Raw genomic sequence first — 24,160 nt, forward strand, 5'->3', positions numbered from 1 at the left:
TCTCTACGTGGATGGATATTATGCAAGCTTCCTTCATGCCTATGCTGAAGGAAGCCATTTTTACGACAATTCCATTGACAATTATAACATTTATCATCGGTCTCATTTTGGCGACTTTGACGGCACTTGCACGCATTTCAAATAGTCGTATATTACAATGGATTGCTCGTATCTATGTATCTATTATTCGCGGAACACCACTTCTTGTACAATTGTTTCTTATTTTCTATGGTCTTCCAACTTTACAAATCGAAATTGATCCATATACAGCAGCAGTAATTGGATTTTCATTAAACGTTGGTGCATATGCATCTGAAATTATTCGCGCTTCTATTTTGTCCATTCCGAAAGGACAATGGGAAGCAGCTTACACAATGGGTATGACGTACACGCAAGCGTTAAAACGTATTATTTTACCGCAAGCGACGCGCGTATCCATTCCGCCGCTTTCAAACACCTTTATTAGTTTAGTGAAGGATACATCACTTGCTTCCTTAATCTTAGTTACAGAGATGTTTCGAAAAGCGCAGGAAATTGCAGCGATGAACTATGAGTTTTTAATTGTATATTTCGAAGCTGCACTTATGTATTGGGTGATTTGTTTCTTATTATCCATTGTGCAACAAATATTAGAAAAACGTACGGAACGCTATATACTAAAATAATCCTTTCATAAAAGGAGTTTTTATTTTTATGATTTCAATTCAACATTTACAAAAAAGTTTCGGTGAAAATACCGTACTAAAGCATATAGATTTATCCGTTGAAAAAGGTGAAGTTGTTGTCATTATTGGGCCATCTGGTTCTGGTAAAACAACATTTTTACGTTGTTTGAACGTGCTAGAAACACCGAGTGCAGGCATGATTCGCATCGGTAAAAAAGAGTTAGATTTCTCAAAAAAGGTTACAAAGACGGATATTGTTAATCTTCGTATACAAACTGGTATGGTGTTTCAACATCATAACTTATTTCCTCATTTCACAGCGCTTCAAAATGTAATGGAAGGGCTTGTCACAGTGAAAAAGATGGGGAAAGAAGAAGCGAAGAAAAAAGCAGCGTATTTTCTTGAAAAAGTTGGTCTTGGTGGCAAGATGGATTTATATCCATTCCAGCTTTCAGGTGGTCAGCAGCAACGTGTCGGAATTGCACGTGCACTTGCGATGGAGCCGGAGGTGTTACTATTTGATGAACCAACATCAGCGCTAGATCCTGAACTTGTACAAGAGGTCTTAAAAGTAATGAAAGAACTGGCAAAAGAAGGAATGACAATGGTGATTGTCACGCATGAAATGCGCTTTGCTCATCAAATTGCGAAACGGGTGATTTTTATGGACGGCGGTGTGATCGTCGAACAAGGAGATCCAGAAGAAGTATTTACAAATCCGAAAGAAGAACGTACAAAGAAATTTTTACAAATGCTACAGTAGTAAGAAAGGTCTCAAGGCGAATGCCTTGAGACCTTTTTTGCCATATATATTTATTTTTGGAATCCGCCAAGGCTTTGCTCAGCCATTGCAACTAAACGTTTTGTGATTTCGCCACCAACAGAACCGTTTGCACGAGCTGTAGTATCTGCTCCTAATTGTACACCAAATTCTTGAGCGATTTCATATTTCATTTGATCAATTGCAGCTGTTGCTCCTGGTACTACTAGTTGATTTGAAGAATTTTGGTTTGCCATAGGAATATATCCTCCTTAGAGTATAGAAAATTTTGGTTGGATTAGCTGGGATTGAACCAGAGAATCGCCCCGTTCGGCGCTAATCCATTGTTTGAGGTGAATGTATTCATAGTATGGATGTTACCTAGAAAGATATGCGAAATAATAATTTGTAAATTTTGTAAAAAAGAAGTGGGCTGAAAAAAACAGCAAACGTTGTATTTTTAGAAAAGAAGGTCACACTAATGATAAAGATGCCTTAATTGGCGAATGACACGGAGGAATGATGATGATATGTCCACTTTGTAATGCATTAGATGCTCAAACATATTCTTGTCCAACTTGTCAAAATGTACTCCAAGATTATGGAAAAGTTGTGGATTATATAGATGATTACAGCCCCTATATGGATCAAGAGCTATTAACTGCTGTAGATGGTTTAACAGCACAGAATTCTGAGCGCTATTGCACGCATCTGTTTTACTGTGCAACATGTAATATAGATACTGAAATGGTGATCGAACTTCGCGGGGCATACTAACTAAGAGGATACAAATAGGAAATAACATAATAAAAACAGGAGCCATCATAAAGCTCCTGTTTCTTACCGTTCTCGTTTTAAAATGAGCGGAGTGGACGGTAAGTCCGTTTTAGGTAACTCCGTTTCATTTTTTTGCGTCTTTATTTTTGGGAATGCAAAAGCATGTTCAGTCAAATATAAGGCGTATTCATAAAATAATTGTCTCGTTTGCTCGCTTTGTTCTTTTAATTTCTCCTCTTGAAATATACTTCGGCCTGGTTTTGAGTTTGCTTCAAATAACCACGGGTTTTCGTCTTTATCTAAACCAATATCAAAGCCAATCTCGCCAATATTTCCTAAAATATGTTGATCTAAAACAGAGCTGAGCGTTAAGGCAGCATGAGACAATATATTCGTTATTCGAACTTGTTCTGTTGGATCTGCGAAAATTTCGTGTAAAAGTTTCACGTTTCCACCGCTATTCATATGGGTTGTCATGCTACCTCTGCCGGCCACTTTGGCAACAATTGTACTAACTTGCCAATTTCCAAAATGATTTTTATTTGTATGAATGCGAAAATCCATCGGTTGGCCATCAAAACGCAATAAAGGGATGCCTTGCTGCACAATAAATTGCTTTAAGTCATGTCCGCTTAAAATATGGTTCATAAGTGTTTCTAAAGAATTGTACTTTCGAAATTTATTTTGTTCGTTTTGACGATAACGACAATAATATTTGTTTTCTGTTTGCGAATAAAAAATTTGATAAATATTTCGCCCAAAGCTACCATGCATCGGTTTTAAATAGACATACTTATAGGTGGATAAAAATCTTTCTACTTGTTCGAAGTGTTGAAATGATTCTGTTCTAGGTAAGAAAGAAGCAATGTTTTCTTCTTTCATCAGTAGTTTATGAATATCCCATTTGTCAAAAAAACCAGGATTAAACCACGGAATCGTATATTTGGTTTGCAATCGTTTTTTTGCTCGAGCGATAGGTTTATAAGATTCTGCCTTCCTATTTGGTAAGCGATCATAAATGACATTTGGGAATGGAATTGTATGTTGCTCCCATTTTCCTTCCAAAAAGAATAATCCATCAATTGTTTCTTCATCCCAGTCGATATGCTGCGGACCAAATAAAAAAGCGAACGGCTGTAATGTGAAGGATGGCATAAGTAAATCAGTAAAAATAGTGGAACGGCTTCCTAAAGGTGCCATCTTTGATTCAGTGAACCCAGTCGTGAAAATGCCAAGTAACGGACCAAGGATAATCGTTTCCTCTTGCATAAAGGCGTGAATCGTTGGCACTGGGGGAAGCAGAAGATTTTGTGAAAGTTGCTCTCCAATTGTAATTTCATTTGCAAGCGTATAGTGCGTCTCAATATTTGTAAATGAAACGCTGCGAATGCCAAAAGATAGAGATGAAAGGGAACGATTGTTAGAGAATATGTAAGGCAATGTTATCGAATTTGGGTGTTTTTCTGAAATGTGTAGTGTATAGGTTTGTTCTTTCAATGAAATAACCTCCTTTCTTCATTATGGAGTAAAGCGACTAACCCGAAGCGGATTATGAAAGATGTCTTCGGTTAAAGCTTGTTTATAAGGGATAAAGGGAACTTGAATCAGTGGGAGTTTTTTTATCCCCACTGATTATGAACTCTCATCAATCGGGTTGTTACTGTCCTAAAGTTCATAAGCTGGTCTTAGATTCACATGTATAAACCAAATCGCTCCATTTCTGTCCATTATAATAGAAAGTTCCAATTTCCTGCATCTGTGTCATACATAAGACCTGTAATCAATTCAGTGTTTAAATTGATATCAAATAGAGTAAACTGAGCAACAACATTGTAAGAAAGGTATGCTTTTTTAGCGATTTCGGTGTAGTACGTTCATTCATGATAAAGCTTTGACGGGAAAAGTCCGAAAACCAACGAAATCACTCCTTTGCCTATGATGCTAGCAATGAGAAAAGATGTACATAATCAGTAAGTTTTTATATTATTATACTGTTGTCCATATAACGATATGCTATTTTTTCTTAGCTATATACTTGGAGAAACGAAAGGGAGATTATAATGAATGTTTGGCTAAATATGTTAACTACAACAGGATTAGGGGCGATAATTGGCGGATATACGAACCATCTCGCTATTAAAATGTTATTTCGTCCTCATCGTCCGATCTATATTGGAAAATTTCGCGTGCCATTTACACCAGGCTTAATACCGAAGCGTCGCGACGAACTAGCGGTGCAATTAGGAAAAATGGTTGTCGATCATTTATTAACCGCTGAAGGAATTGGAAAGAAATTAACAGATGAAAACTTTCAAAGAGAAATGATACAGTGGGCACAAATCGAGGTTGATAAACTGCTTATGAATGAGCGGTCGTTACGAGATGTGTTAGAAAAATGGGAACTGGCACATGTCGAAGAGAAGGCTGTTCAAGAAATAGAAGAGATGCTTATGAAAAAAGTAGATACATTTGTATCAAAGTATTATACATATACGTGGGAACAAGCTTTACCTCAATTCGTTCATGAGAAAGTGGAAGAAATGATTCCAAAAGCGGCAACGTTTATTTTAACAAGAGGTACTCAATTTTTTGAAAGTGATGAGGGAAAAGCAAGACTGCAAAAAATGATTGATGATTTCTTTGCTTCCCGAGGTACATTATTAAATATAGTCGGGATGTTTTTAGGAAACGTAAGTGTAGTGGATCGTGTGCAGCCGGAAGTGATTAAGTTTTTACAGCAGGAAGGAACGAAGCAACTGTTACGTGATGTTTTACAAAAAGAATGGCAGAAATTTAAAGGAAGAGAAGTGAAAGAATTAGCGTCTTTTATTGAAAAAGAAATGATTGTGAAATACATTGTATCAACAACGAAAACGCGAGATATCGTAAGCGGATTTCTTAATCAATCTGTTCAAAAGATATGTGAACCTGTGCGAACGAACATTGTCGAAACACTGGTACCGAATATAGTGCAAAAAGGATTAACTTGGGGAGTAAATAATACAGCACATATATTGAAAAGATTCCGTCTTGCGGAGGTTGTTCAACAAGAAGTATCTACATTTTCTACAGAAAGATTAGAGGAGCTCGTTTTATCCATTACGAAGAATGAGTTAAAAATGATTACATATTTAGGCGCTTTACTTGGAGGAACAATTGGACTCATGCAAGGTATATTATTGCTTTTCCTTATGTAAGGATTGTAAATAAAGTGAAATTTCTTCACATCTCTTGCATAGTTTGATATTGTAAGAAGGTGCGTATGGAAAAGGGATAGAGCTGAAATAAAGCGCTAACCTGCTAAAGGAGGAAAATAATAATGTCAAAAAATATTCATGATGTAGCATATGGTCTACAAAAAGCAATCGCAGATCATACAGATTTCAAAACGCTAAAAGAAAGCTATGCAAAAGTGCAAGGAGACGCAGATTCAAAGCAATTATTTGATACATTCCGTAACATGCAATTAGAAATTCAACAAAAAATGATGCAAGGTCAAGAAATTACAGAAGAAGATAACAAAAAAGCACAAGAAGTAATCGACTTAATACAGCAAAATGAACACATAAAAAAATTAATGGAAGCAGAACAACGCTTAAATGTTGTAATTGGCGACATTAACAAAATCATCATGAAGCCACTTGAAGAGTTATATAGTGCATATCAAGCATAATAACAGAGACGTCTCCTAAATAAAGGAGGCGTCTTTTTATATAAATAACCATTTGTATATGTTGTAAAATGAATGTTTTCGCTACATCTTATCTTGAAGTAGAATGAAAAAATTAGGAGGGAATCAAAAATAATCAACGGAATTTTTGGTTAATTTCAAAATATTATTATGAATTTTGGGAAAATATCCTCTTATTTACAAATTATATGTATAGTGGAAAAAATTGAATTTGTATCCTATACAGAAAAGGAGATATAATAGTTAAAAATATTTCAAAGTACAAATAAACGGTTTTAAATGAAAAATCTGATAAAAAAGGATTCAAAATGATTTTTTGTCAGCTACAATATGCAATGTCTCCGAATCGATAATGGAAAAAATCCACGATTCGGTTTTTTTATTCGTTTTAATCTTCCCCAGGCTGTTTTGCTATTCGTATGTAGTAGGAAGAGTAGAACAGCTTTGCATTTGTTTAACACTTATGCCTTTTCATATACCGTATAAAGATTTTCCCCTTAATCCTCATTATAAACGTAATTAAATGATATTCATTTAGAAAAAGCAGGCATGTATATAAACAGAAAAGCGATTATTCTTTCTTTTTTTAGAGAGCTTAATTGATACTATGCCGCATGAAATGAAAAAAGATAATGAGGAGAAGTGGAGGAACAAACAATTATATTCAAAAATTAATAAGAAAGAACGTGATGAAATGATAAGAAAAATAAGTAAGAAAAAATTTCAATATTTCATAGTAGTATTTTCTCTCCTTATTAGTGGGTATCTTATACATTTAATTCTCACATATCCTGAGGTTGGTATAAAGCTAAATTCAAACTATATTGTAAGCGAAGTGCATAGATTTACTTGGGCCCATAAGCATGGGATACAAGTAGGAGATAAAATAGAAAAGATAGATGATAAATTGCCGAGTCAGCACTTTACAGTTTCATCCTATCATGCCATTGAACAGGCGAAAAAAATATCTATACAAAAAGATGGGCAGGTAAAAGAATATAACATTCAATATGTTCCTTACAGTAGGCAACTTTTTTACCAGCTATTAATACCAGTTGGATTTTATATTACATGTATTTTTATGGCTCTTTATCTTTTAATATTTGTTCCTAAAACGAATAATAGTATACAAGATTTACTATACTTTTTGATTGCGATGGGAATGAGTTTCATTAGTATTATAGCCGCGCAACGAAAAGATGGAATTGCCTTTATTATCGCTTCTATCTCATTAGTTTCTTCCTTTACCTTCTTTATTAGATTTATGAAATTGTATTTTAAACATAATCAAATTAAATTTTTAACAAGAGAACAATTGAGAATTTTGGATATAATAATGATTGTATTAATTGCAGTAAACATCGTTGTTTATATGAAGTATAATGAAATTTCCGTCATGTTTACAATCGCTTTAAGCATTGCTTTATTTTTATTAACAGGCTACCTTTTAGTAAGGTTTTATTTTAGAAGCAAACATAGTCATCATTTTAAATTTATGAAGGTTATCGTGATGAGCTTTTTTGCATCTGTTATTCCGTTTATTTGTTTATTCTTAATTCCTGATATGATATATGGAAAAGAAATAATCAGTGTTGAAACAATTGGGATTTTCTTTTTGTTTATTCCAATATATATGTTTTATTGGGTGATTTCAGGAGATTTATTTGATGCTAAATTTATGATTCAACGAATTCCATATTATATTATGTTGTCGATTAGTTTTACAGGATTTGTAACTATATTGGGTATTTTTATTTTTAATGATAATGCAGATCATATATTAGATACCATTCGCTTTAGTTGTATTACTTTTATTGCAACAATTTTCTTTTTATTTATAAAAGATTACTTGGATTTTAAATTAAGAAAAAGTTTATATCATCATCAAAAAAATTATCAGTTTAGTTTGTATCGATTTTTATATCAAGCAAAACATGAATATAAATTGTCAAATTTGACTTATAGCATACAAAGAGAATTTTCTGATGTCTTGAAAATGGAAGAGGTATGCTATGTAGAAATGAATAAGGAGAATAAATCTATTCATGTTTTTGAGAGTAAATATGTTCCTCCTCAATCCATATTGGACAGTTTGTTCGATTTCCAATTGGAAACATACAAAGTTGGTTCTATGATGAAGTTGGAAGAACATTTTGGATTTGTTCTTTCTACAACGACAGAAAAAGTGATTATCTTATTGTGCAAAAATAATAAAAAAGAAACGTTAAACTTTGATGAGATTGTTTGGGTTGAGACATTATGTAATTATACAGATTTGCTATTAGAATGTTTGAATCAAATTGAAGACTTATTAAAACAATTACAAGATTTACAAAATATAGAACACCCTCCGATGTGGTTATCCCGACTTCTGTTCAAGTTATCGGAAAAAGAAAGAGCAAATCTTGCAAGCGATATACATGATGGGGTCTTACAAGATCAAATTCGTTTAGTAAGAAAGTTTGAATCTTACAATAAGCATATTCAAGATGAAGAAATGAAACATATACTTCATGAAATAAAAGAACAATTACTCGATCATATTTACATGACTCGAGAAACATGTAATCACTTAAGGCCACCATTTTTATATGAATTAGGAATAAAACAAGCGTTATTAAACTTATTCAAACAAATTAACTTAAAGGCTACTTTCTTTTTTTATTATGATATTCCTGAACATATAGTTGTACCTAGTGCAGAGCATGAACAAGCAATTTACCGGATTATACAGGAACTTCTAAATAATGCTTTGAAACATTCGAAAGCATCGAATGTAAGTATAAAATTATTTCAAAAAGATCAGCAGTTATTTTTAACCTATACAGATAATGGAATAGGGATAGATTTAAAGCATTTTAATTACTCGTATAATACTTTGGGATTGTCAGGAATTATAACGAGAATTCAAAGTATTGATGGGGAAATAACAATAGATTCAAAACCTAACGATGGTTTACAGGTATTTGTGAAATTTTAGGATATGTGATAATGCTAAAGGATAGAGAAAGGATGAAAGTGATGATTTCTGTACTAATAGTAGACGATCATGTAGCTGTAGGTTTGGGAACAAAAGCATTAATTGAGCAATATAATGATATAACAGTTGATGTATTACACGAAAGTGATAAAGTGATAGAAAGACTTCAAAGTAAAACGTATGATGTGTATTTAATTGATTTACAAATGCCGAATATAAATGGTTTGGAGCTTTCTAAGAAAATATTAACAATCCATCCAGAAGCATCTATTTTGATTTTCACTGGATATGATGTGTTATCACATTATAATTTATTAATTGACAATGGAGTTCTTGGTGTATTAAGTAAGACATATTTCGAAGAACAAATTATAGATGCGATTCGGCATGCCGTAAAAAAAGAAGTTGTTTTACCACATCAGCTTATTCAGCAGTTGAGAATTAAAGAGAGTGTATCGAATATAAATGAACAAGAGCAAGTAGAAAATGTAGTTTCCTTAACTGAAGAAGAAAAGAAAATTTTAATTGAAGTAAGTAAAGGAAAAACGAATAGAGAACTGGCTGAAATTTTACATTTAAGTCAAAGAGCTGTAGAGTACAAATTAACTGATATATTTCATAAATTAAAAGTAACTTCTCGAATGACAGCTGTTCAGAGGGCAAAAGAGTTGAAGATAATTGCTTTTCTTGATTTGTAAGAACAGTTTCATAATATTGAGTCGTAAATAGAAAGAAAAAAAGAGATCCTGTTCCAATTTATATGGGGCAAGATCTCTTTTTTATATTTTGCGTGAAGACGCTTTGTTCTCTATCGCAATAAATAGTTCCTATCTGCATAGTTGATATAAAAATGATGAAAAAATCAGAAGTTTCGTATTTTGCGTGGTAACACATAACTTTTTCGGATATGTAATCTCATTTTTCGTTTTATAATTTTCGGATAATTTATATAATAAAATCAAATAAATGGAAAGGGGGGATAGATTGAAAAAAGGAATAAGGCAGCTTAGTAAGATATGTTTAGCCAGTGGGATTATATTGACTCAAGTTAGTACACTCGGTTCTTTTTCAACAATTGCTTATGCGATGACAGAAAATCAAGTATCAGATTTTATAATAAAAGCTGATAAAGATCAGGTAAAGATAAATGAGAACATTGTGCTTACACTAGAAGGCATACATACGCAAGACCAAAAGATCGAAGTAGTATTACCTGATGGCATGAAGTTGAATGAAAAAGAGACAGCGAAGTTAAATGAAAAAAATCCGGCAATTGGAACCATTCAGATGACAGATGAATCGGTTATAAAAATTGAAAGAACATCTGAAGGTGTTGAAGTAGGAAAAGTATTTCTCGTCATTACAGGAAAAGTAGCTGGAGAACATACGATTACAGCAAAAGTACAACGAGAAAACAATGAGATAGAGACAAAGGTTAAAGTGAATGTTTCTGAAAATGCAAAAACAAATCCAAAGAAAATCGTTGAGAAACCTGAAGGGAACGATTTGGGAAAAGTGGAAGAAAGTCAACAAGTAGAATTGAAAGAAAATCTCCAAAAATCTACTGTGCAATCTCAAAATATTCCGGTTCAACAATCAAGTTATTTTAAGGATGCTAAAACAGATGTAATACCTGGCGATAATGCCTTTGTTGCAAGGTTTACTTCAAAAACAAAAGTTATTGTATCAGATGGTATACGGAGTAAGTGGGAAAATCTAATTGTTGATAATTCACATAAAACGGCAGTAGTAACTTTTACAAATGTAGGATACTACAAAGGAAAACCGGTAACATTAAAAGTAACTTTGCGAAATCACAGTTCAGCTGAATCGTGGACTAGTACTGAAGCTTACTTGTTTTTGTATTTGAAATTGGGGAAAGAAGTCGACGGTTCTAAATCTTCAGTAGATATGGAGTATGAATTTTTGGATGAAGAAGGTAATCCATTTCCAATAAAAACATCTTTAAATTATCAAGGTGTAAACCGCGCAAAATATATTACTATTCGTAATTTTAACGAAACAATTAGCAATATGTACGCTTCACAAGATTCACCTATTCAGTATGACATGCTAGATGGTGGAGCATATCGATTTCATTCTGATGTAAAAGAATGGTATGGTGATCCACAGAAACTGACTTTAACTACAAAGGAAGTTACTCATTTAAAAATGCATATAGAGAATCGAGAGTCTACCGAATCTGAAGTAAGATACTTGACAGATTTTTTTCCAAAAGTTGAAACTCCAAAAGTGGATGCACATAATCAATCGTTTCAAGTTGCAAATGACCCCAATATAAGTGCTGAATTTATTCAAACGGTTCCATACTTAAATCAACAAAGGTACATTAAACAATTATCATATCTCTTCACTTCCAATGAAGGAAATCAATATGCAAAGTCAAAATGGATTGTGGAAAATATTCATGGTAAAGATTGCTCAAATTGGTTTACCTTTGAAGAGAATTCAGACGGTACGACGAAAATTGCAGCGAAACCAGAAACATTAAACAATCCAAACTTTTATGATAATGTGTATTTTTTTAAAAAAATATATAACTTTGTAGGAAGTGAAACAAATCCAGTTGATAAGTCAAGGTTAAAGCAAAATAGCATGTATCCGATTGACTTTACTGTGTCCCAAAGTGTTGATGGAAATGTAAATCATGCCAAAGCAAGTGGGACAACTCTTGTTAACTATTTGAGTCAAGTCCAGGTGCAACATATTGACAAAGAAACGAATCAGCCTATTCCAAATGTACAAGATACGGTCGTAGAGGGTATTATCACCGATCCATTCCGTGTGGAGCCGATTGAGATTCCGGGATATCAAGTTGTAAAGAATACCCCGATTACAGGCATATTTTTACCTGAAAATCAAGTATTTACACATATATATGCTCTAGTTAAAGCAACTTTAGAAGCGAATGACTTTTCAACGGTGATAGGAAGTATCCCAACAAATCCAGAAGAATTGAAAACTTTCATCTTAAAAGAAGCAAAAGCCGAAGCCACGGAGTTGCCTAGCAATACAGATATCACCAGTCAAGTGGAAGTAGATAACGGTGGACTGTGCAATCAAATTGGAAGTTATACAGTGACCTTGAGAGTTAAGAATGTGAAGAAAACCATTACCGTAAATGTGATAGGGGGAAACTTGGAATTCATTGAAGTCCCCAAAACAATTGCTTTTGAAAATATTACAATTCCATCTAGAGAAAAAACGGTGAATCGTAGTAACGTGCAAGGCGAGATTGTTGTTTCAGATAAGCGTGAAAATAGAAAAGAGTGGAGCGTATATGTAAAACAAGCGAAACCATTAACTTCGAATGAAAAGGATATATTGCCAGATGCATTAGTATACACTCAAAATGGGGTAGATACTGTACTAAACGATCAAAATTACTTAGTGCATAGTCAAAAGTCATCAGACTATCAAAATGTTCATATTAACTGGAAAGATTCTGAAGGAATTCGGTTAAAAGTTAAGCCAGGTCCGAATGTCAAAGTGAATGAGACGTATCAGGGTGAATTAGAGTGGACCTTAACAGATACTCCAATTTAAAATGATATATCTAATAAGTATTTATTGATATATATCAATTAAAAGGGAGAGAGTAGAATGGTCAAGAAATATATAGTTGCAATGCTATTCATCATCAGTATGCTAATTCCCCTATTTTCCTCTTATGAAACAGTAAGAGCAGAAACAATGCATTCTAAAGCGGGAATTAGATTTTCAAATAGCTATATTCCAAATTCGGTAGTTATACCAGATGGTTCTACGCCGACTGATAATTCGTCTGATAACCAGTTGAATAAGAAGGTACTTCCTAAAACTGGAGGTAATCTATCTATTTCCTTTATATACATGGGAGTGGGAAGTATATTAGTAGCCTTAGCAATTTGGATAGCATTGGCGAAAAGTAACAGGAGAAATAAAAACAAATGTTTCTGTTAAATAAATAAAAAAAACATATTAATGGAGGTAAATTATGAAACTAACAAAAGTAGCATTAGCAGGAGTCGTATCATTTTCGGCAGTATTAGCAGCAGGAGCACCAGCATTTGCAGAAGAAGCAGCAACAATGAAGTCACATACAGATGTGTCATTTACACAAAATGAAAATCCAGTAAATCCAGTAAATCCAGTTAAACCAGGAGAAGATGTAGAGCCAAATGATCCACATGAACAAGGGACAAATGGTCCATTAAGTATTGATTATGTATCTAATTTTCATTTTGGCAAGCAAAAAATGTCAGGGAATGACAAAGTGTATACAGCGCAATTAGATACAGTGAAAGTAAAAGGAGGAGATGAAAAAGGAATACAAATACCAAACTATGTCCAAGTGACAGATGACCGCGGTACAAATAAAGGTTGGAAATTAACAGTAAAACAAGATGCTCAATTTAAAGCAGGGAATAATGAGTTAACTGGTGCAGAACTGAAATTGCATAATCCAGTTGCAAGCTCTACAATTGGGGCGGAATATGCTCCAGAGGTAAAAGAAGTAGCATTAGACCCAAATGGAGCTACACAAGAAGTAGCAATTGCTAAAGAGGGTAAAGGTATGGGGACATGGGTCACTCGTTATGGACAAGATGAAGTAGAAGGTGCAAAAAGTATTACGTTATCTGTACCAGGTGCAGTTGCAAAAGTTAAAGATGAAAAATATGAAACAACATTAACTTGGGCTTTAGAAGATACACCTCAATAAGTTAAAAGATAGATAAGGAGAAAAATAATATGAAACTAACAAAAGTAGCATTAGCAGGAGTCGTATCATTTTCAGCAGTATTAGCAGCAGGAGCACCAGCATTTGCAGAAGAAGCAGCAGCAACAATGAATTCAAAGGCTTTTATCAAATTTCAAGAAAATACGGATCATGTAGATCCAATAAATCCGAATAATCCAGGAGATAATGTGGAGCCGGTTAAGCCGGATGATCCGAACAATCCACATGAACAAGGAACAAATGGTCCATTAAGCATTGACTATGTATCGAATTTCAAATTTGAAGAACAAAAAGCCTCTGGTAATAATGAAGTCTATTATGCAAACTTAGATACAGTTGTTAAGAAAGGTACAAAAGAGACACTAGAAGTACCGAACTATATACAAGTAACCGATAACCGTGGTACAAACAAAGGTTGGAAGTTGACTGTTAAACAAAACGAGCAATTTCAAACTGAGAAAGGTGTAGAGTTAGAAGGAGCTGTTTTAACATTGAAAAACGGAACATTACAATCAGCTTCTGGAAATGCAGCGCCAACAACAAATCAGGAAGGGATCCAATTAACTCCAGGTCAAGCTTCTGATGTTATTACAGCTAAAGAAAACCAAGGTATGGGAACATGGACAAATGCTTTTGGTGCAACAAATGATGAAGCGAAGAAGAGCGTAGAGTTAAGTGTACCAGGTAAAGCAAAAAAAGAAAAAGCTATGTATACAACTTCATTAACTTGGGAGTTAAAAGAGACACCTATGTAATAGTTCTTTATATAGTGGGAATGAGGAAAGGGATAAAGAGGAATTTTCAATTTTTATCTCTTTCTTTATCTATATAAAATAACAAATGTGAGAGGGATATCGTATGAAATGTATGCAGAAAGTAGTAAGTAGCTTACTGGCCATAGTATTTCTGTTGCATGTTACAAATATTACTACACATGCAGCAGAAATGAAATTTGCAGTAACCGCAGTAATTCCAGAGAATCAAATTGATAAAAATCAAAGCTATTTTGACTTAAAAATGAAGCCTGGTCAAAAACAGACTCTTCAAGTACAAATGAAAAATGACACGGATAAGGACGTTATTGTCGAAACATATGCAAATACAGCAATTACGAATAGTAACGGAATTGTAGATTATAGTACAAAAAATCCAAAATTTGACTCCACTCTTAAATTTCCATTTTCTAAAATTGCAAAAGTACAAAAAGAAACAAAAATCCCTGCTAAAAGTACTGTTACATTAGACGTAAATGTTGAAATGCCAAACGAACCATTCGATGGTGTAATATTAGGGGGACTGTATTTTAAAGAAAAAGAAGATGAGAAGATAAAGGGAAAATCTGATAACGTACAGATTAAAAATAAATATGCATATGCAATTGGTGTTGTCTTAAGTGAAACAAACAATGAAGTAAAGCCTAATTTAAAGTTGAATGACATTAAGCCAGGGCAAGTAAATGCACGCAACGTTGTAACAGCGAACTTACAAAATACAAAAGCAGCAATGTTAAAACATTTAACTGTAGATGCAAAAGTATATACGGAAAAAGGGAAAAATATTTTACATGAAACAAAAAAAGAAGATTTACGCATGGCACCAAATTCAAACTTTGACTACGCAATTAGTTGGGAAAACAAAGCGCTAGAGCCTGGAACATATCGTTTAGAAATGAAAGCAACAGATGGCGATCAAAAATGGGAATGGACGAAAAAATTTACAATTGAAGGAGACAAGGCAAAAGAGTTAAACGAAACAGCTGTCGAGGCACAAAAAGATTATACAATGTACTACATTGTAGGCGGTATTGTACTAGTCATTCTCTTATTAATTTTGATGTTCTGGTTAGGAAGACGTTCGCAAAAGAAAAAGCAGTAAAAAATGATATATAAGGCGTTTATGGTGTTGAGACTTCCTTCATGAAAAGCTACTGATGTTAAATTCTTTTTTGCTTTTCATACTAGATGAAATTGCTGAATTTAACAGGAAGGGGGTTGAGAATTTGAAGATGCAAATAATAAAGAAATTTGGGATTCTTTTTTTGACGGGGGGAATTTTCTTTACACAAACGAGCGTACTAGATTATATTCCAAATAAAGTTTATGCTGCTACGAATGAAAAGCAAGGAACATTTAGTGTGGATATAGATAAGAAAAATATCAAAGTGAATGAAAATGTAGTATTAAAAATTACAAATAAAAACAAAGAAGATTCTCGTATTGAACTTGCATTATCCGATGGTCAAGTCTTCAATGAAGAAGAAACAAACAAGCTGAATGAAAAAAATAAAGCGGCTCAAGTTATATATCTACCTGAACAACGAATAATTCAAATTTCTAAAAAAGAGAAAAGTGATGATATAGGTGACGTTTCTCTCGTTATTCAAATGAAAAAAGTTGGCGAATATACATTTGCACCAATTGTCAAATCTAAAGGACAAGATAAGAAAGTAAAGGCAACAGTGTTAAGAGTGGAAGAACAAGAAAAACAGCTTTCTGATTTTAAAGAAAAACGTATTTTCACTCAACAACAGAATGAGAGTCCAGAAGATAACAGATCTACTAAGGAAATGAAAAATAAAGTGAAACAAAAAGAAGTTGAAAAAGCAGAACAAATAGAATCCAAAGCAAAGGCACCGGAAAAGTCTGAGGAACAAACAAATGTAACAAAACAAGAAAATCTACAACTAGATGAAAATAAGAAACATGAGACAAAACAAGCGCCCGAGAATGCGGATTACATTGCAAATGTATATGATGAGAAAACTTGGCATGCTGCTTGGGACAATCCTAAAATACAAGTAATCAATATTACACAGGATTTCTATACAATGGATCATATTAACTCAGGTGCTGTTACATTTAAGAACTATTATAATCAAGTGAATCGCGAATTAACAATAAAAGGGAATGGACATACAATTGATGCTGGTAGTGAATCTATCTCATTGTATGGTATAAATTGTAAAATAAGGGTTGAAAACTTAAATATTTACCATCGGAATTGGTATGGATTTATTACGACGGCTTTTGGTGCAAATAATTCAGAGATAACTTTTCATAATGTAAAGGATACTGGGGCACAAATGCTACATTCCTTTAATAGTAAATTAATTCTTTCAGGAAATATTGAAAATAATGAAGTTGGTTCATACACTTCACCAATTAATGGATATACTTACAATGTAGTAAACTCCTCTAATGGTGACGGAACAGATGGAATCGCTGTCCGAGGACAAGCGAACTGGGAAGTTGCGGATGTTACTGTGAAAGAAGGAAGTAAAATTAAAGCGAATGGGTATAGTACCGTTTCGAATTTTGCTATTCAAAATGGTGGAAATGTTCAAATTGAAAAAGATGTTTCTATCCTTTTTGATAATTCAGCTTCAGAAAATCATACAGATACTGATGCAAGTCCATCTATTTTTTTCTATGGAGCGGGTTCGCTAACACTGGGAGAAAATAGTCATATGAACATAATTAATGGACCAGGTCGTGCATATCGCCCAAGTGCGATTTCTATGGCTAACAATAGTAAGATATCGATTAAAAAGAATGCTGTACTAGATATTGAAATTCAAAAAGATGAAGTTGGTTATGGTAGAAATGAAAGTCCCATTTATATGGAAGGAAACAGTCAGTTCTTTGTAGATGATGGCGGTAGTTTTCATCTAAATGTAAAAGGAACGAATGCTGGAAGCGCTCCAGCGATTGTGAATATGGGGGCAGGAACATTTAAAGTAGGGAAAAACGGCACTTTTACAGTGATAAGTGATATGACATCTCCCAATTATGGATTAATATATATGGGAAATGGATCAACTTTTCAATTTTCAGATGCTAAGAAAATTGATTTGCAATTAACAAATCCTAATAGTCCTTCAGCACTGATTCAAATGCCTTCAGGAGAATGGAAAGTAGATGTTCAACGTGTCTATCAATGGAATAAAGGAAATATAACTCAATCGCCTGATTATAAATGGACACCGATTTTTGGAATGGCAATTCCATATGTGAATACAACGGTTGGGAATATTAGAGCGCAATCAGTAAATGAAGACATGCTTCGTGACTTTAAGCAACATTTTAATTCGGCTAAAGCACAACGAATCGTTTTCGATCATATACCTGATTGTAATGTGAAAATCACGAATCAGCCTTCCGATAATCCGAAAGATGAGAATTCTTATATTGTGGTAGGGAAAACTATACCAAATGCGTATGTTCGCTTATCAGGTAGTTCTTTTACGGAAAAGGATCATACAATCAAAAGTCCTGTTCAAGGCGAGGATATTCCTAAAGAAATATCTGATAATTTCACAGTGAAAGCTGATAGTGAAGGAAACTTTAAGTATACAATTTCACCTACACGTCATTTTGTAGCTGGAGATAAAATTGTTGCTTTTGCTTTTAATGAAGGGAAATATAGTGAATATTCAGTAGAAGTTTTAGATACAACGCCACCTGTAGGTACTGGAGAAAAGATAGAAACAGCGTTAAATGATACTACAGTTCCCGCACTATCAAATTTTATCAAAGAAGAATCAGATACGAATCCGAACAATAAGAAAATAAATTATTTATGGAGTGACAAGAATACGAGTGACTTGCAGACAATGTTAAAACAAGAGGGGACACACGAAGTGTATATTGTATTGGAAGACGACAATGGAAATACGAGTCAACCAATTAAGAGTGAACTAGTTGTTCATGCTACAGCTGGAGAAATCCATGCAACCGATATTAAAGCCCGTATAAATGATATACAATCTATGTCTAGAGAAGAGTTTAGACAATTCCTTTTAGATGAAAGTCATGTGAAAGCATGGTATGTAGCTGATTTTAAATATCATGATGGAGAAAAAGATGTTCAAATCCGTAATTTTGATCAAATAAAACAAGAGAAAGGAAGCTACATAGTTGAATTGTTCTTATCTAAAGATTTGACAAAACAGCGAGAAGATATTGTGAAAAAGATAAATCTAACGATTGACGAAGGAAATTTAGAATTAATTGCTGCGCCAGAAAAAATTTCTTTTGAAAACATTACAATTCCATCTAGAGAAAAAATAGTAAATCGCAGTAGCATGCAAGGCGAGATTGTTGTTTCAGATCAGCGACAACATAAAAATGAATGGAAAATTTATGTGAAGCAAGTAAAACCATTGACGTCTCTTGAAAATGATGTAATATCAGATGGATTTGTATACAGTAAGGGCGGTCAGGATATTGTACTGAGCGATCAAAATTCTTTAGTGTATCGTCATAAATCAGAAGATGATCAAAATGTGCATATTAACTGGAAAGATTCTGAAGGAATTCGGTTAAAAGTTAAGCCAGGTCCGAATGTCAAAGTGAATGAGACGTATCAGGGTGAATTAGAGTGGACCTTAACAGATACTCCGCTGTAAACAATCTAGTAGAATTCATCGGATGAGTTGAGCATAGGACTTCTCTAACGTAGGAATAAACTAATATTTCTTAACACTGTTTGCAAGGGCAAATAGTGTTTTTTTGATTCGTAATGCAACTCGCCACTGAAACGTTGCGGAAAAGCGAAGTAGCTTTTCGGTGAAATAAGAAGAAGGATAACGTATCCTATAATTACAGGAAGAGCAATAACTCGAAGAAAATTGGACGCTTGCATTTCTTCCATAAGTTCCATTATGACGATAAAAGTTAACTCTTATTTTCCTTAGCTATTTCTCATAATTCCCTACATGTTTTAAAAAATATGAAAAGAAATAGCGTACAATTTTTAAAACGAGTTACTCTGATTGTAGTGAAACTTTATTTTTATGTATTGTCTGTTTTGAGACGAGCCTGCCTCAAAAGTATAACTTTTGGGCGGCTTTTTTTGTTTATATGTTTTAGTAGCAGTGAGGTGCGAATTGTGTTGGTTAGTTGATCGCTTGTACCGAAATGCTAATATAGGATGAAGAAATGCCGTTATATTTGCTAAAAAGCACATATGCTTTAGTGCTCCTAGAAACAGCTAATTTATCGAGAGAAAATTTTAAAGACGACATTGCGACTGTAGAAGGTGCGGAGTGAAAAGAAGTGAATGCTGAAAAAAGAAGCAGGAGGGAAAATGATATCCTGCTTCTTTTTTATTTGGAAATAAATGGGTTGTTTTGAAAATAAAATCGCCAAGGGTAATGGACAGCTTCTTCTGCGTAATCAATATTAATGCGCGGGCCTTTTACTATTTCATATTGAGAAGAGAGGTGCTGTGATTCAGGCACTAATTCAATATATAGTTTGTCTCCTTGTAAAGAGAGTCCACGTTCTTCTAACGTAATGTTAAGCGCGCGGCATAACTTACCAGGTCCATTCGTCAAATTTTTATATTGTGTTTTCGTCAGTTCCATCTTTCCATATCGTGCCAGTTTCATTTCTTTTACTCCCTCGGCTGGCTCTAATGCCCGAATGAGAACGCCTTGGGGGATACCAACTGGTGCGGTAATTACATTAAAACAATGATACATACCGTAAATAAGATATACATAAGCATGTCCTGGTGCACCAAACATAATTTCCGTTCGTTCTGTTCGTCGCCCTCCATAACTGTGTGCGGCTTTATCATCCGGTCCTTTATATGCTTCTACTTCAACGATATATCCGCTTCGTTTCACTCCATCTACGATATGGACAAGTTTCTGTCCAAGCAATTTTTTCGCAACGTCCAATGTATCACCTTCATAAAAGGGAGGAGGTGCTTTCATGTTCATCGCTCCTTTCTTGATGATATATGTTTTTGGTACCTGTAAAAGCTCGATTCGCAAGAGAGTCTAATTCGTGAGAGATGAAGAAACTTTTCATAAATGAAGGTTTCTCTTTATATTAAACCAAATTTATAGTAGTAATTCTAACTCGTTCTATTTCGCATATTTCTTTCATAAATTATGGATAGGGTAAAGCAGCTAAGAGGAGGAATGTGTCATGATTTATCGCTTATTGGCTCTTAATATAGATGGGACGCTATTACAGAACAATGGTAAAATCCCAAAAGGCACAAGAGAAGCCGTTGATTTTGTAAAAAGAAAAGGCGTATATGTGACATTATTTACAAATCGTAATTTTCAATCGGCTCATAAAATAGCGAAATCTTTAAAGTTAGATTCTATATTAGTTACGCATGGTGGCGCGTTTATTTCAGCAACATTAGATAAGCCATTCATGCAAAAACGACTATCTGAAGAAAAGACTTTTAATATTGTGCAAGTATTAGAACATTTTGAATGTAATATTCGGATTTCACATGAGCGCTTTTCAATTGGGAACAGGGAACGCAATACCCCAAATTTAATTGCGCGCACTGTGTTATCGAGTGCAGACCCGCTCTTTTATCCCGTTCAATTTGTCGATTCATTAGGGGATGCGCTGCGCGATCATCCTGTGGCAGCTCCTAAAATTGATGTCATCTTTCATAGCCAGGGAGAAAAGGAACGAGCGTTTAAGACATTGCAGAAAGCATTTGCAGATATAGAATATGTGGAGTGTGATACAAGAAGGTTAGAAATCCTACCGTCTCATGTATCAAAATTAAGTGGATTACAAGTATTAGGGGAGCATCTCGGTATTCATGTAAATGAAATGGTAGCGATTGGAGATAGTTTAGAAGATCTTGAAGTGATTGAACATGTAGGCCTAGGGGTAGCGATGGGAAATGCACCTCTTCCGCTCAAACAAGCAGCAGACTGGATTACGCGTTCTAATAATGAAAATGGTGTGCAGTACATGATTAAAGAGCATTTCCGTAAACAATTCCCACTTCCGTTTTTAAAAAATCATACGCAAATGCCAAAACGGTGAGAAAAGAAGAAATATCGTTAATAGTTTTAACCTTGCTATTTACAGGCAGTAAGACTTCTATCTTAAAGTTCAGAGAGGAACAAGGAAGGTAGGTGGGAACGCATAATCAGTGGGCACCTTGCAAAAAATAAAATGGATTTCATCAAAATGTGAAGTATAGGAGTCTATCACCTGTATATAACAGGTGATAGACTCCTTTTTCTTATGAAATGGTCTTTTTCAGTGGTGTCTGTCTATGAATAAAGTTTCTTTTTTTAGCCATACAAATTTCGTGAAAAATTCCCAAATTAAGCCTGACATTTCCATAATATTCATTTATAATAGGGAAGTTGTGGGGTGATGGCTCCTTATTATGAGTTTTAGGATTTATTTTCCAGTTCAGTTAGTTTAATATCTTTTTTCTTGTAGAAGTTTTTGGAATATCTTATCCCAATGGCAATAAAAGGGGGGATTTTATGAACTCAAAAAAATGGTTTGTACTATTTTTAGTCTTTGTTGTTATTATGTCACAAAGTTTCATGCCAATCACTGCAAAGGCACAAGAATTAAATTCAGTGGGATTTGTAGATAGTATCGAGTTTGAGAGCACAGATTTATATTATGGACAAAGAACGAAAATCACTGTGAAATTTAGTGAAAAAGATAATTATGATTTACAGCCTGGAGATGTATTAACATTAACCTTACCTCAAGAACTAAAAGGATTTAATAAAAAAGTCGCATTAGATGATTATGGTGTTTGTGAAATATCATCAGGCATTGCGCAGTGTACATTTAATGAAAAGGTAAGTACGCATACAAATATAAGAGGGAAATTTGGTATTGATATTCAAGTTACAAATGTAGAAGTAGATCAGAAGAAAGAAATACAAACTAACTTAGGAACACTTTTAGAAATGAAAACCATAACTATTACAGGTCCAAGTAGCGGTGGTGGTAATGGTGATGGTGAAGAGCAAAAAGGACCATTTTCTTACAAAGGAGGTTATATAGATCCAGATAATACCCATGAAGTTCAGTGGTATTTGATGGTCAATTATAATAAGGATACTTTAAATAAAGATATTACGATAACTGATAGCTTACAAGGTGGTCAAAAATTAAAGAAGGATCATTTTTATATAGTGGTTGAAAACAGTGCAGAATATAGAGGTCTTACATTAAAAGATTTTGAGAGCCAAGGATATGGAACAATAAAATTTGTGAATGATTCAACTTTCAATATTACTTTTAATAAAAAGAAAGCTAGTGCTACTAGATTTTCAATTATGTATAACGTAGATATAACTGAAGAAGGAGAGAAACTTCAATATCTAAAAAATAAGTATACTATTAAATATGAGATAGAAAATCATAGACCGGTGTCTATGTCAGAAGTTGAACAAATTGAAAATATTACACTATATGGTGAGGCTGAAGGGGATAGACAGGAAAAAGATAAAGAGAAACCACAAGTGGAAGGCATGGGTGAAGAGAAAGAAACCGAAGAGACATGGGAAACAACAGATGAATTAAAAGAAGAGCACCCAAAACCGGAAACAGCGAAAGAATTGGAAGAAGAGGAAGAAGAGAAATTACAGGATCCAAAAGTAGAGAAACCACAAGTGGAAGGCATGGGTGAAGAGAAAGAAACCGAAGAGACATGGGAAACAACAGATGAATTAAAAGAAGAGCACCCAAAACCGGAAACAGCGAAAGAATTGGAAGAAGAGGAAGAAGAGAAATTACAGGATCCAAAAGTAGAGAAACCACAAGTGGAAGGTATGGGTGAAGAGAAAGAAACCGAAGAGACATGGGAAACAACGGACGAGTTAAAAGAAGAGCACCCAAAACCGGAAACAGCGAAAGAAGTGGAAGAAGAGAAATTACAGGATCCAAAAGTAGAGAAACCACAAGTAGAAGGTATGGGTGAAGAGAAAGAAACGGAAGAAACATGGGAAACAACGGATGAGTTAAAAGAAGAGCACCCAGAGCTGGAAACAGCGAAAGAAGTGGAAGAAGAGAAATTACAGGATCCAAAAGTAGAGAAACCACAAGTAGAAGGTATGGGTGAAGAGAAAGAAACGGAAGAAACATGGGAAACAACGGACGAGTTAAAAGAAGAGCACCCAGAACCGGAAACAGCGAAAGAAGTGGAAGAAGAGAAATTACAGGATCCAAAAGTAGAGAAACCACAAGTAGAAGGCGTGGGTGAAGAGAAAGAAACTGAGAAAACAACGGATGAATTAAAAGAAGAGCACCCAGAACCGGAAACAGCGAAAGAAGTGGAAGAAGAGAGATTACAGGATCCAAAAGTAGAGAAACCACAAGTAGAAGGTATGGGTGAAGAGAAAGAAACGGAAGAAACATGGGAAACAACGGATGAATTAGAAGGGCAACCACAGCCAGAAGAAACAAGTCGGTTTGGAAAACATCAAGTACAAGCGAAATCCGAAGTACATGGATCATCAAAAGGTGGCGGAAAACAATTGCCACAGACGGGTGGTCATATGTCATATGGAGGACATGTAGGTGGAGTGTTGTTTGTGCTAGGACTACTAATGTTAGTAGTGAATAAAAGAAAATATAACTAGATTGATTTAAACGGACTATTATAGGCATATAATAGTCCGTTTTTTAGTTAAGTTAAGCATTTATGAGTTACATAAAATGGTGATTTAATGGGAAGAGAAAAAGAGGGGATGCAATACATGGTTTACATAAAAAAGTAGTAAAATCTTCTATATTGACCTAAA

Annotated in this window: 18 protein-coding genes and 1 pseudogene; 15 read left to right on the top strand and 4 right to left on the bottom strand. The window is 34.2% G+C overall.

The window, feature by feature from the left end; translation table 11 throughout:
- The first annotated feature begins 20 nt into the window (after window positions 1-20).
- Window positions 21-665, top strand: coding sequence for an amino acid ABC transporter permease (locus tag BCER98_RS03915; protein WP_370684819.1), 645 nt, complete (start codon window positions 21-23; stop codon window positions 663-665).
- 28 nt (window positions 666-693) lie between these two features.
- Entirely contained in the window at window positions 694-1,428 is a 735-nt protein-coding gene (locus BCER98_RS03920) for an amino acid ABC transporter ATP-binding protein (protein WP_011983791.1), read from the top strand.
- A gap of 50 nt (window positions 1,429-1,478) precedes the next feature.
- Here the strand turns inward: BCER98_RS03920 and sasP are convergent, their stop codons facing one another.
- Window positions 1,479-1,682: a small acid-soluble spore protein, SasP family gene (gene sasP, locus BCER98_RS03925; RefSeq protein WP_011983792.1), complete on the bottom strand. Its 204-nt coding sequence runs from the start codon at window positions 1,680-1,682 to the stop codon at window positions 1,479-1,481.
- A 265-nt stretch (window positions 1,683-1,947) separates the two neighbouring features.
- Between sasP and BCER98_RS03930 the strand changes: the two genes are divergently transcribed.
- Window positions 1,948-2,202 carry a hypothetical protein gene (locus BCER98_RS03930; protein ID WP_011983793.1) on the top strand — a complete coding sequence of 85 codons (255 nt, stop codon included), beginning with the start codon at window positions 1,948-1,950 and terminating at the stop codon, window positions 2,200-2,202.
- A gap of 63 nt (window positions 2,203-2,265) precedes the next feature.
- On the opposite strand, the gene BCER98_RS03935 is transcribed toward BCER98_RS03930, so the two are convergent.
- Window positions 2,266-3,699, bottom strand: coding sequence for a YheC/YheD family endospore coat-associated protein (locus BCER98_RS03935; RefSeq protein ID WP_011983794.1), 1,434 nt, complete (start codon window positions 3,697-3,699; stop codon window positions 2,266-2,268).
- Window positions 3,700-3,944: 245 nt separating this feature from the next.
- Window positions 3,945-4,118, bottom strand: a pseudogene (locus BCER98_RS22840) (YheC/YheD family protein); the annotation flags it as partial.
- A gap of 144 nt (window positions 4,119-4,262) precedes the next feature.
- Here BCER98_RS22840 and BCER98_RS03940 point away from each other — a divergent pair.
- The 10 genes from BCER98_RS03940 to BCER98_RS03985 all read left to right on the top strand — a co-directional run bounded on the left by BCER98_RS03940 (window position 4,263) and on the right by BCER98_RS03985 (window position 19,021).
- Window positions 4,263-5,399 carry a DUF445 domain-containing protein gene (locus BCER98_RS03940; RefSeq protein WP_011983795.1) on the top strand — a complete coding sequence of 379 codons (1,137 nt, stop codon included), beginning with the start codon at window positions 4,263-4,265 and terminating at the stop codon, window positions 5,397-5,399.
- Between the two features lie 122 nt (window positions 5,400-5,521).
- Window positions 5,522-5,875, top strand: a complete 354-nt coding sequence (locus BCER98_RS03945; protein WP_011983796.1) for a YlbF/YmcA family competence regulator — start codon at window positions 5,522-5,524, stop codon at window positions 5,873-5,875.
- A gap of 712 nt (window positions 5,876-6,587) precedes the next feature.
- On the top strand, window positions 6,588-8,873 hold the full coding sequence (locus BCER98_RS03950; protein WP_041810227.1) for a sensor histidine kinase: 2,286 nt from the start codon (window positions 6,588-6,590) through the stop codon (window positions 8,871-8,873).
- Between the two features lie 41 nt (window positions 8,874-8,914).
- The gene (locus BCER98_RS03955) at window positions 8,915-9,571 is read left to right on the top strand and encodes a response regulator transcription factor (protein WP_041810229.1); all 657 of its coding nucleotides are present in this window, start codon (window positions 8,915-8,917) and stop codon (window positions 9,569-9,571) included.
- A gap of 286 nt (window positions 9,572-9,857) precedes the next feature.
- Complete coding sequence (locus BCER98_RS03960; protein WP_011983799.1) at window positions 9,858-12,440, top strand: MucBP domain-containing protein; 2,583 nt, start codon at window positions 9,858-9,860, stop codon at window positions 12,438-12,440.
- A gap of 57 nt (window positions 12,441-12,497) precedes the next feature.
- Window positions 12,498-12,836, top strand: coding sequence for an LPXTG cell wall anchor domain-containing protein (locus tag BCER98_RS03965; RefSeq protein WP_041809474.1), 339 nt, complete (start codon window positions 12,498-12,500; stop codon window positions 12,834-12,836).
- A 34-nt stretch (window positions 12,837-12,870) separates the two neighbouring features.
- Complete coding sequence (locus BCER98_RS03970) at window positions 12,871-13,596, top strand: WxL domain-containing protein (RefSeq protein ID WP_011983800.1); 726 nt, start codon at window positions 12,871-12,873, stop codon at window positions 13,594-13,596.
- A gap of 29 nt (window positions 13,597-13,625) precedes the next feature.
- Window positions 13,626-14,369 carry a WxL domain-containing protein gene (locus tag BCER98_RS03975; protein WP_011983801.1) on the top strand — a complete coding sequence of 248 codons (744 nt, stop codon included), beginning with the start codon at window positions 13,626-13,628 and terminating at the stop codon, window positions 14,367-14,369.
- Between the two features lie 103 nt (window positions 14,370-14,472).
- Complete coding sequence (locus tag BCER98_RS03980) at window positions 14,473-15,489, top strand: DUF916 and DUF3324 domain-containing protein (RefSeq protein WP_011983802.1); 1,017 nt, start codon at window positions 14,473-14,475, stop codon at window positions 15,487-15,489.
- 130 nt (window positions 15,490-15,619) lie between these two features.
- A complete protein-coding gene (locus tag BCER98_RS03985; RefSeq protein ID WP_306464849.1) occupies window positions 15,620-19,021 on the top strand; it encodes a pectate lyase-like adhesive domain-containing protein in 3,402 nt (1,133 codons plus the stop codon).
- Between the two features lie 699 nt (window positions 19,022-19,720).
- Here the strand turns inward: BCER98_RS03985 and BCER98_RS03990 are convergent.
- Window positions 19,721-20,335: a DNA-3-methyladenine glycosylase gene (locus BCER98_RS03990; protein ID WP_011983804.1), complete on the bottom strand. Its 615-nt coding sequence runs from the start codon at window positions 20,333-20,335 to the stop codon at window positions 19,721-19,723.
- Window positions 20,336-20,552: 217 nt separating this feature from the next.
- Between BCER98_RS03990 and BCER98_RS03995 the strand changes: the two genes are divergently transcribed.
- Together BCER98_RS03995 and BCER98_RS04000 are read left to right on the top strand one after the other, a co-directional pair.
- Window positions 20,553-21,425 carry a Cof-type HAD-IIB family hydrolase gene (locus BCER98_RS03995; protein ID WP_011983805.1) on the top strand — a complete coding sequence of 291 codons (873 nt, stop codon included), beginning with the start codon at window positions 20,553-20,555 and terminating at the stop codon, window positions 21,423-21,425.
- 455 nt (window positions 21,426-21,880) lie between these two features.
- Complete coding sequence (locus BCER98_RS04000; RefSeq protein WP_011983806.1) at window positions 21,881-23,998, top strand: collagen binding domain-containing protein; 2,118 nt, start codon at window positions 21,881-21,883, stop codon at window positions 23,996-23,998.
- The last annotated feature ends 162 nt before the right edge of the window (window positions 23,999-24,160 follow it).

This window comes from Bacillus cytotoxicus NVH 391-98, assembly GCF_000017425.1.
GTDB classification, from domain to species: domain Bacteria; phylum Bacillota; class Bacilli; order Bacillales; family Bacillaceae_G; genus Bacillus_A; species Bacillus_A cytotoxicus.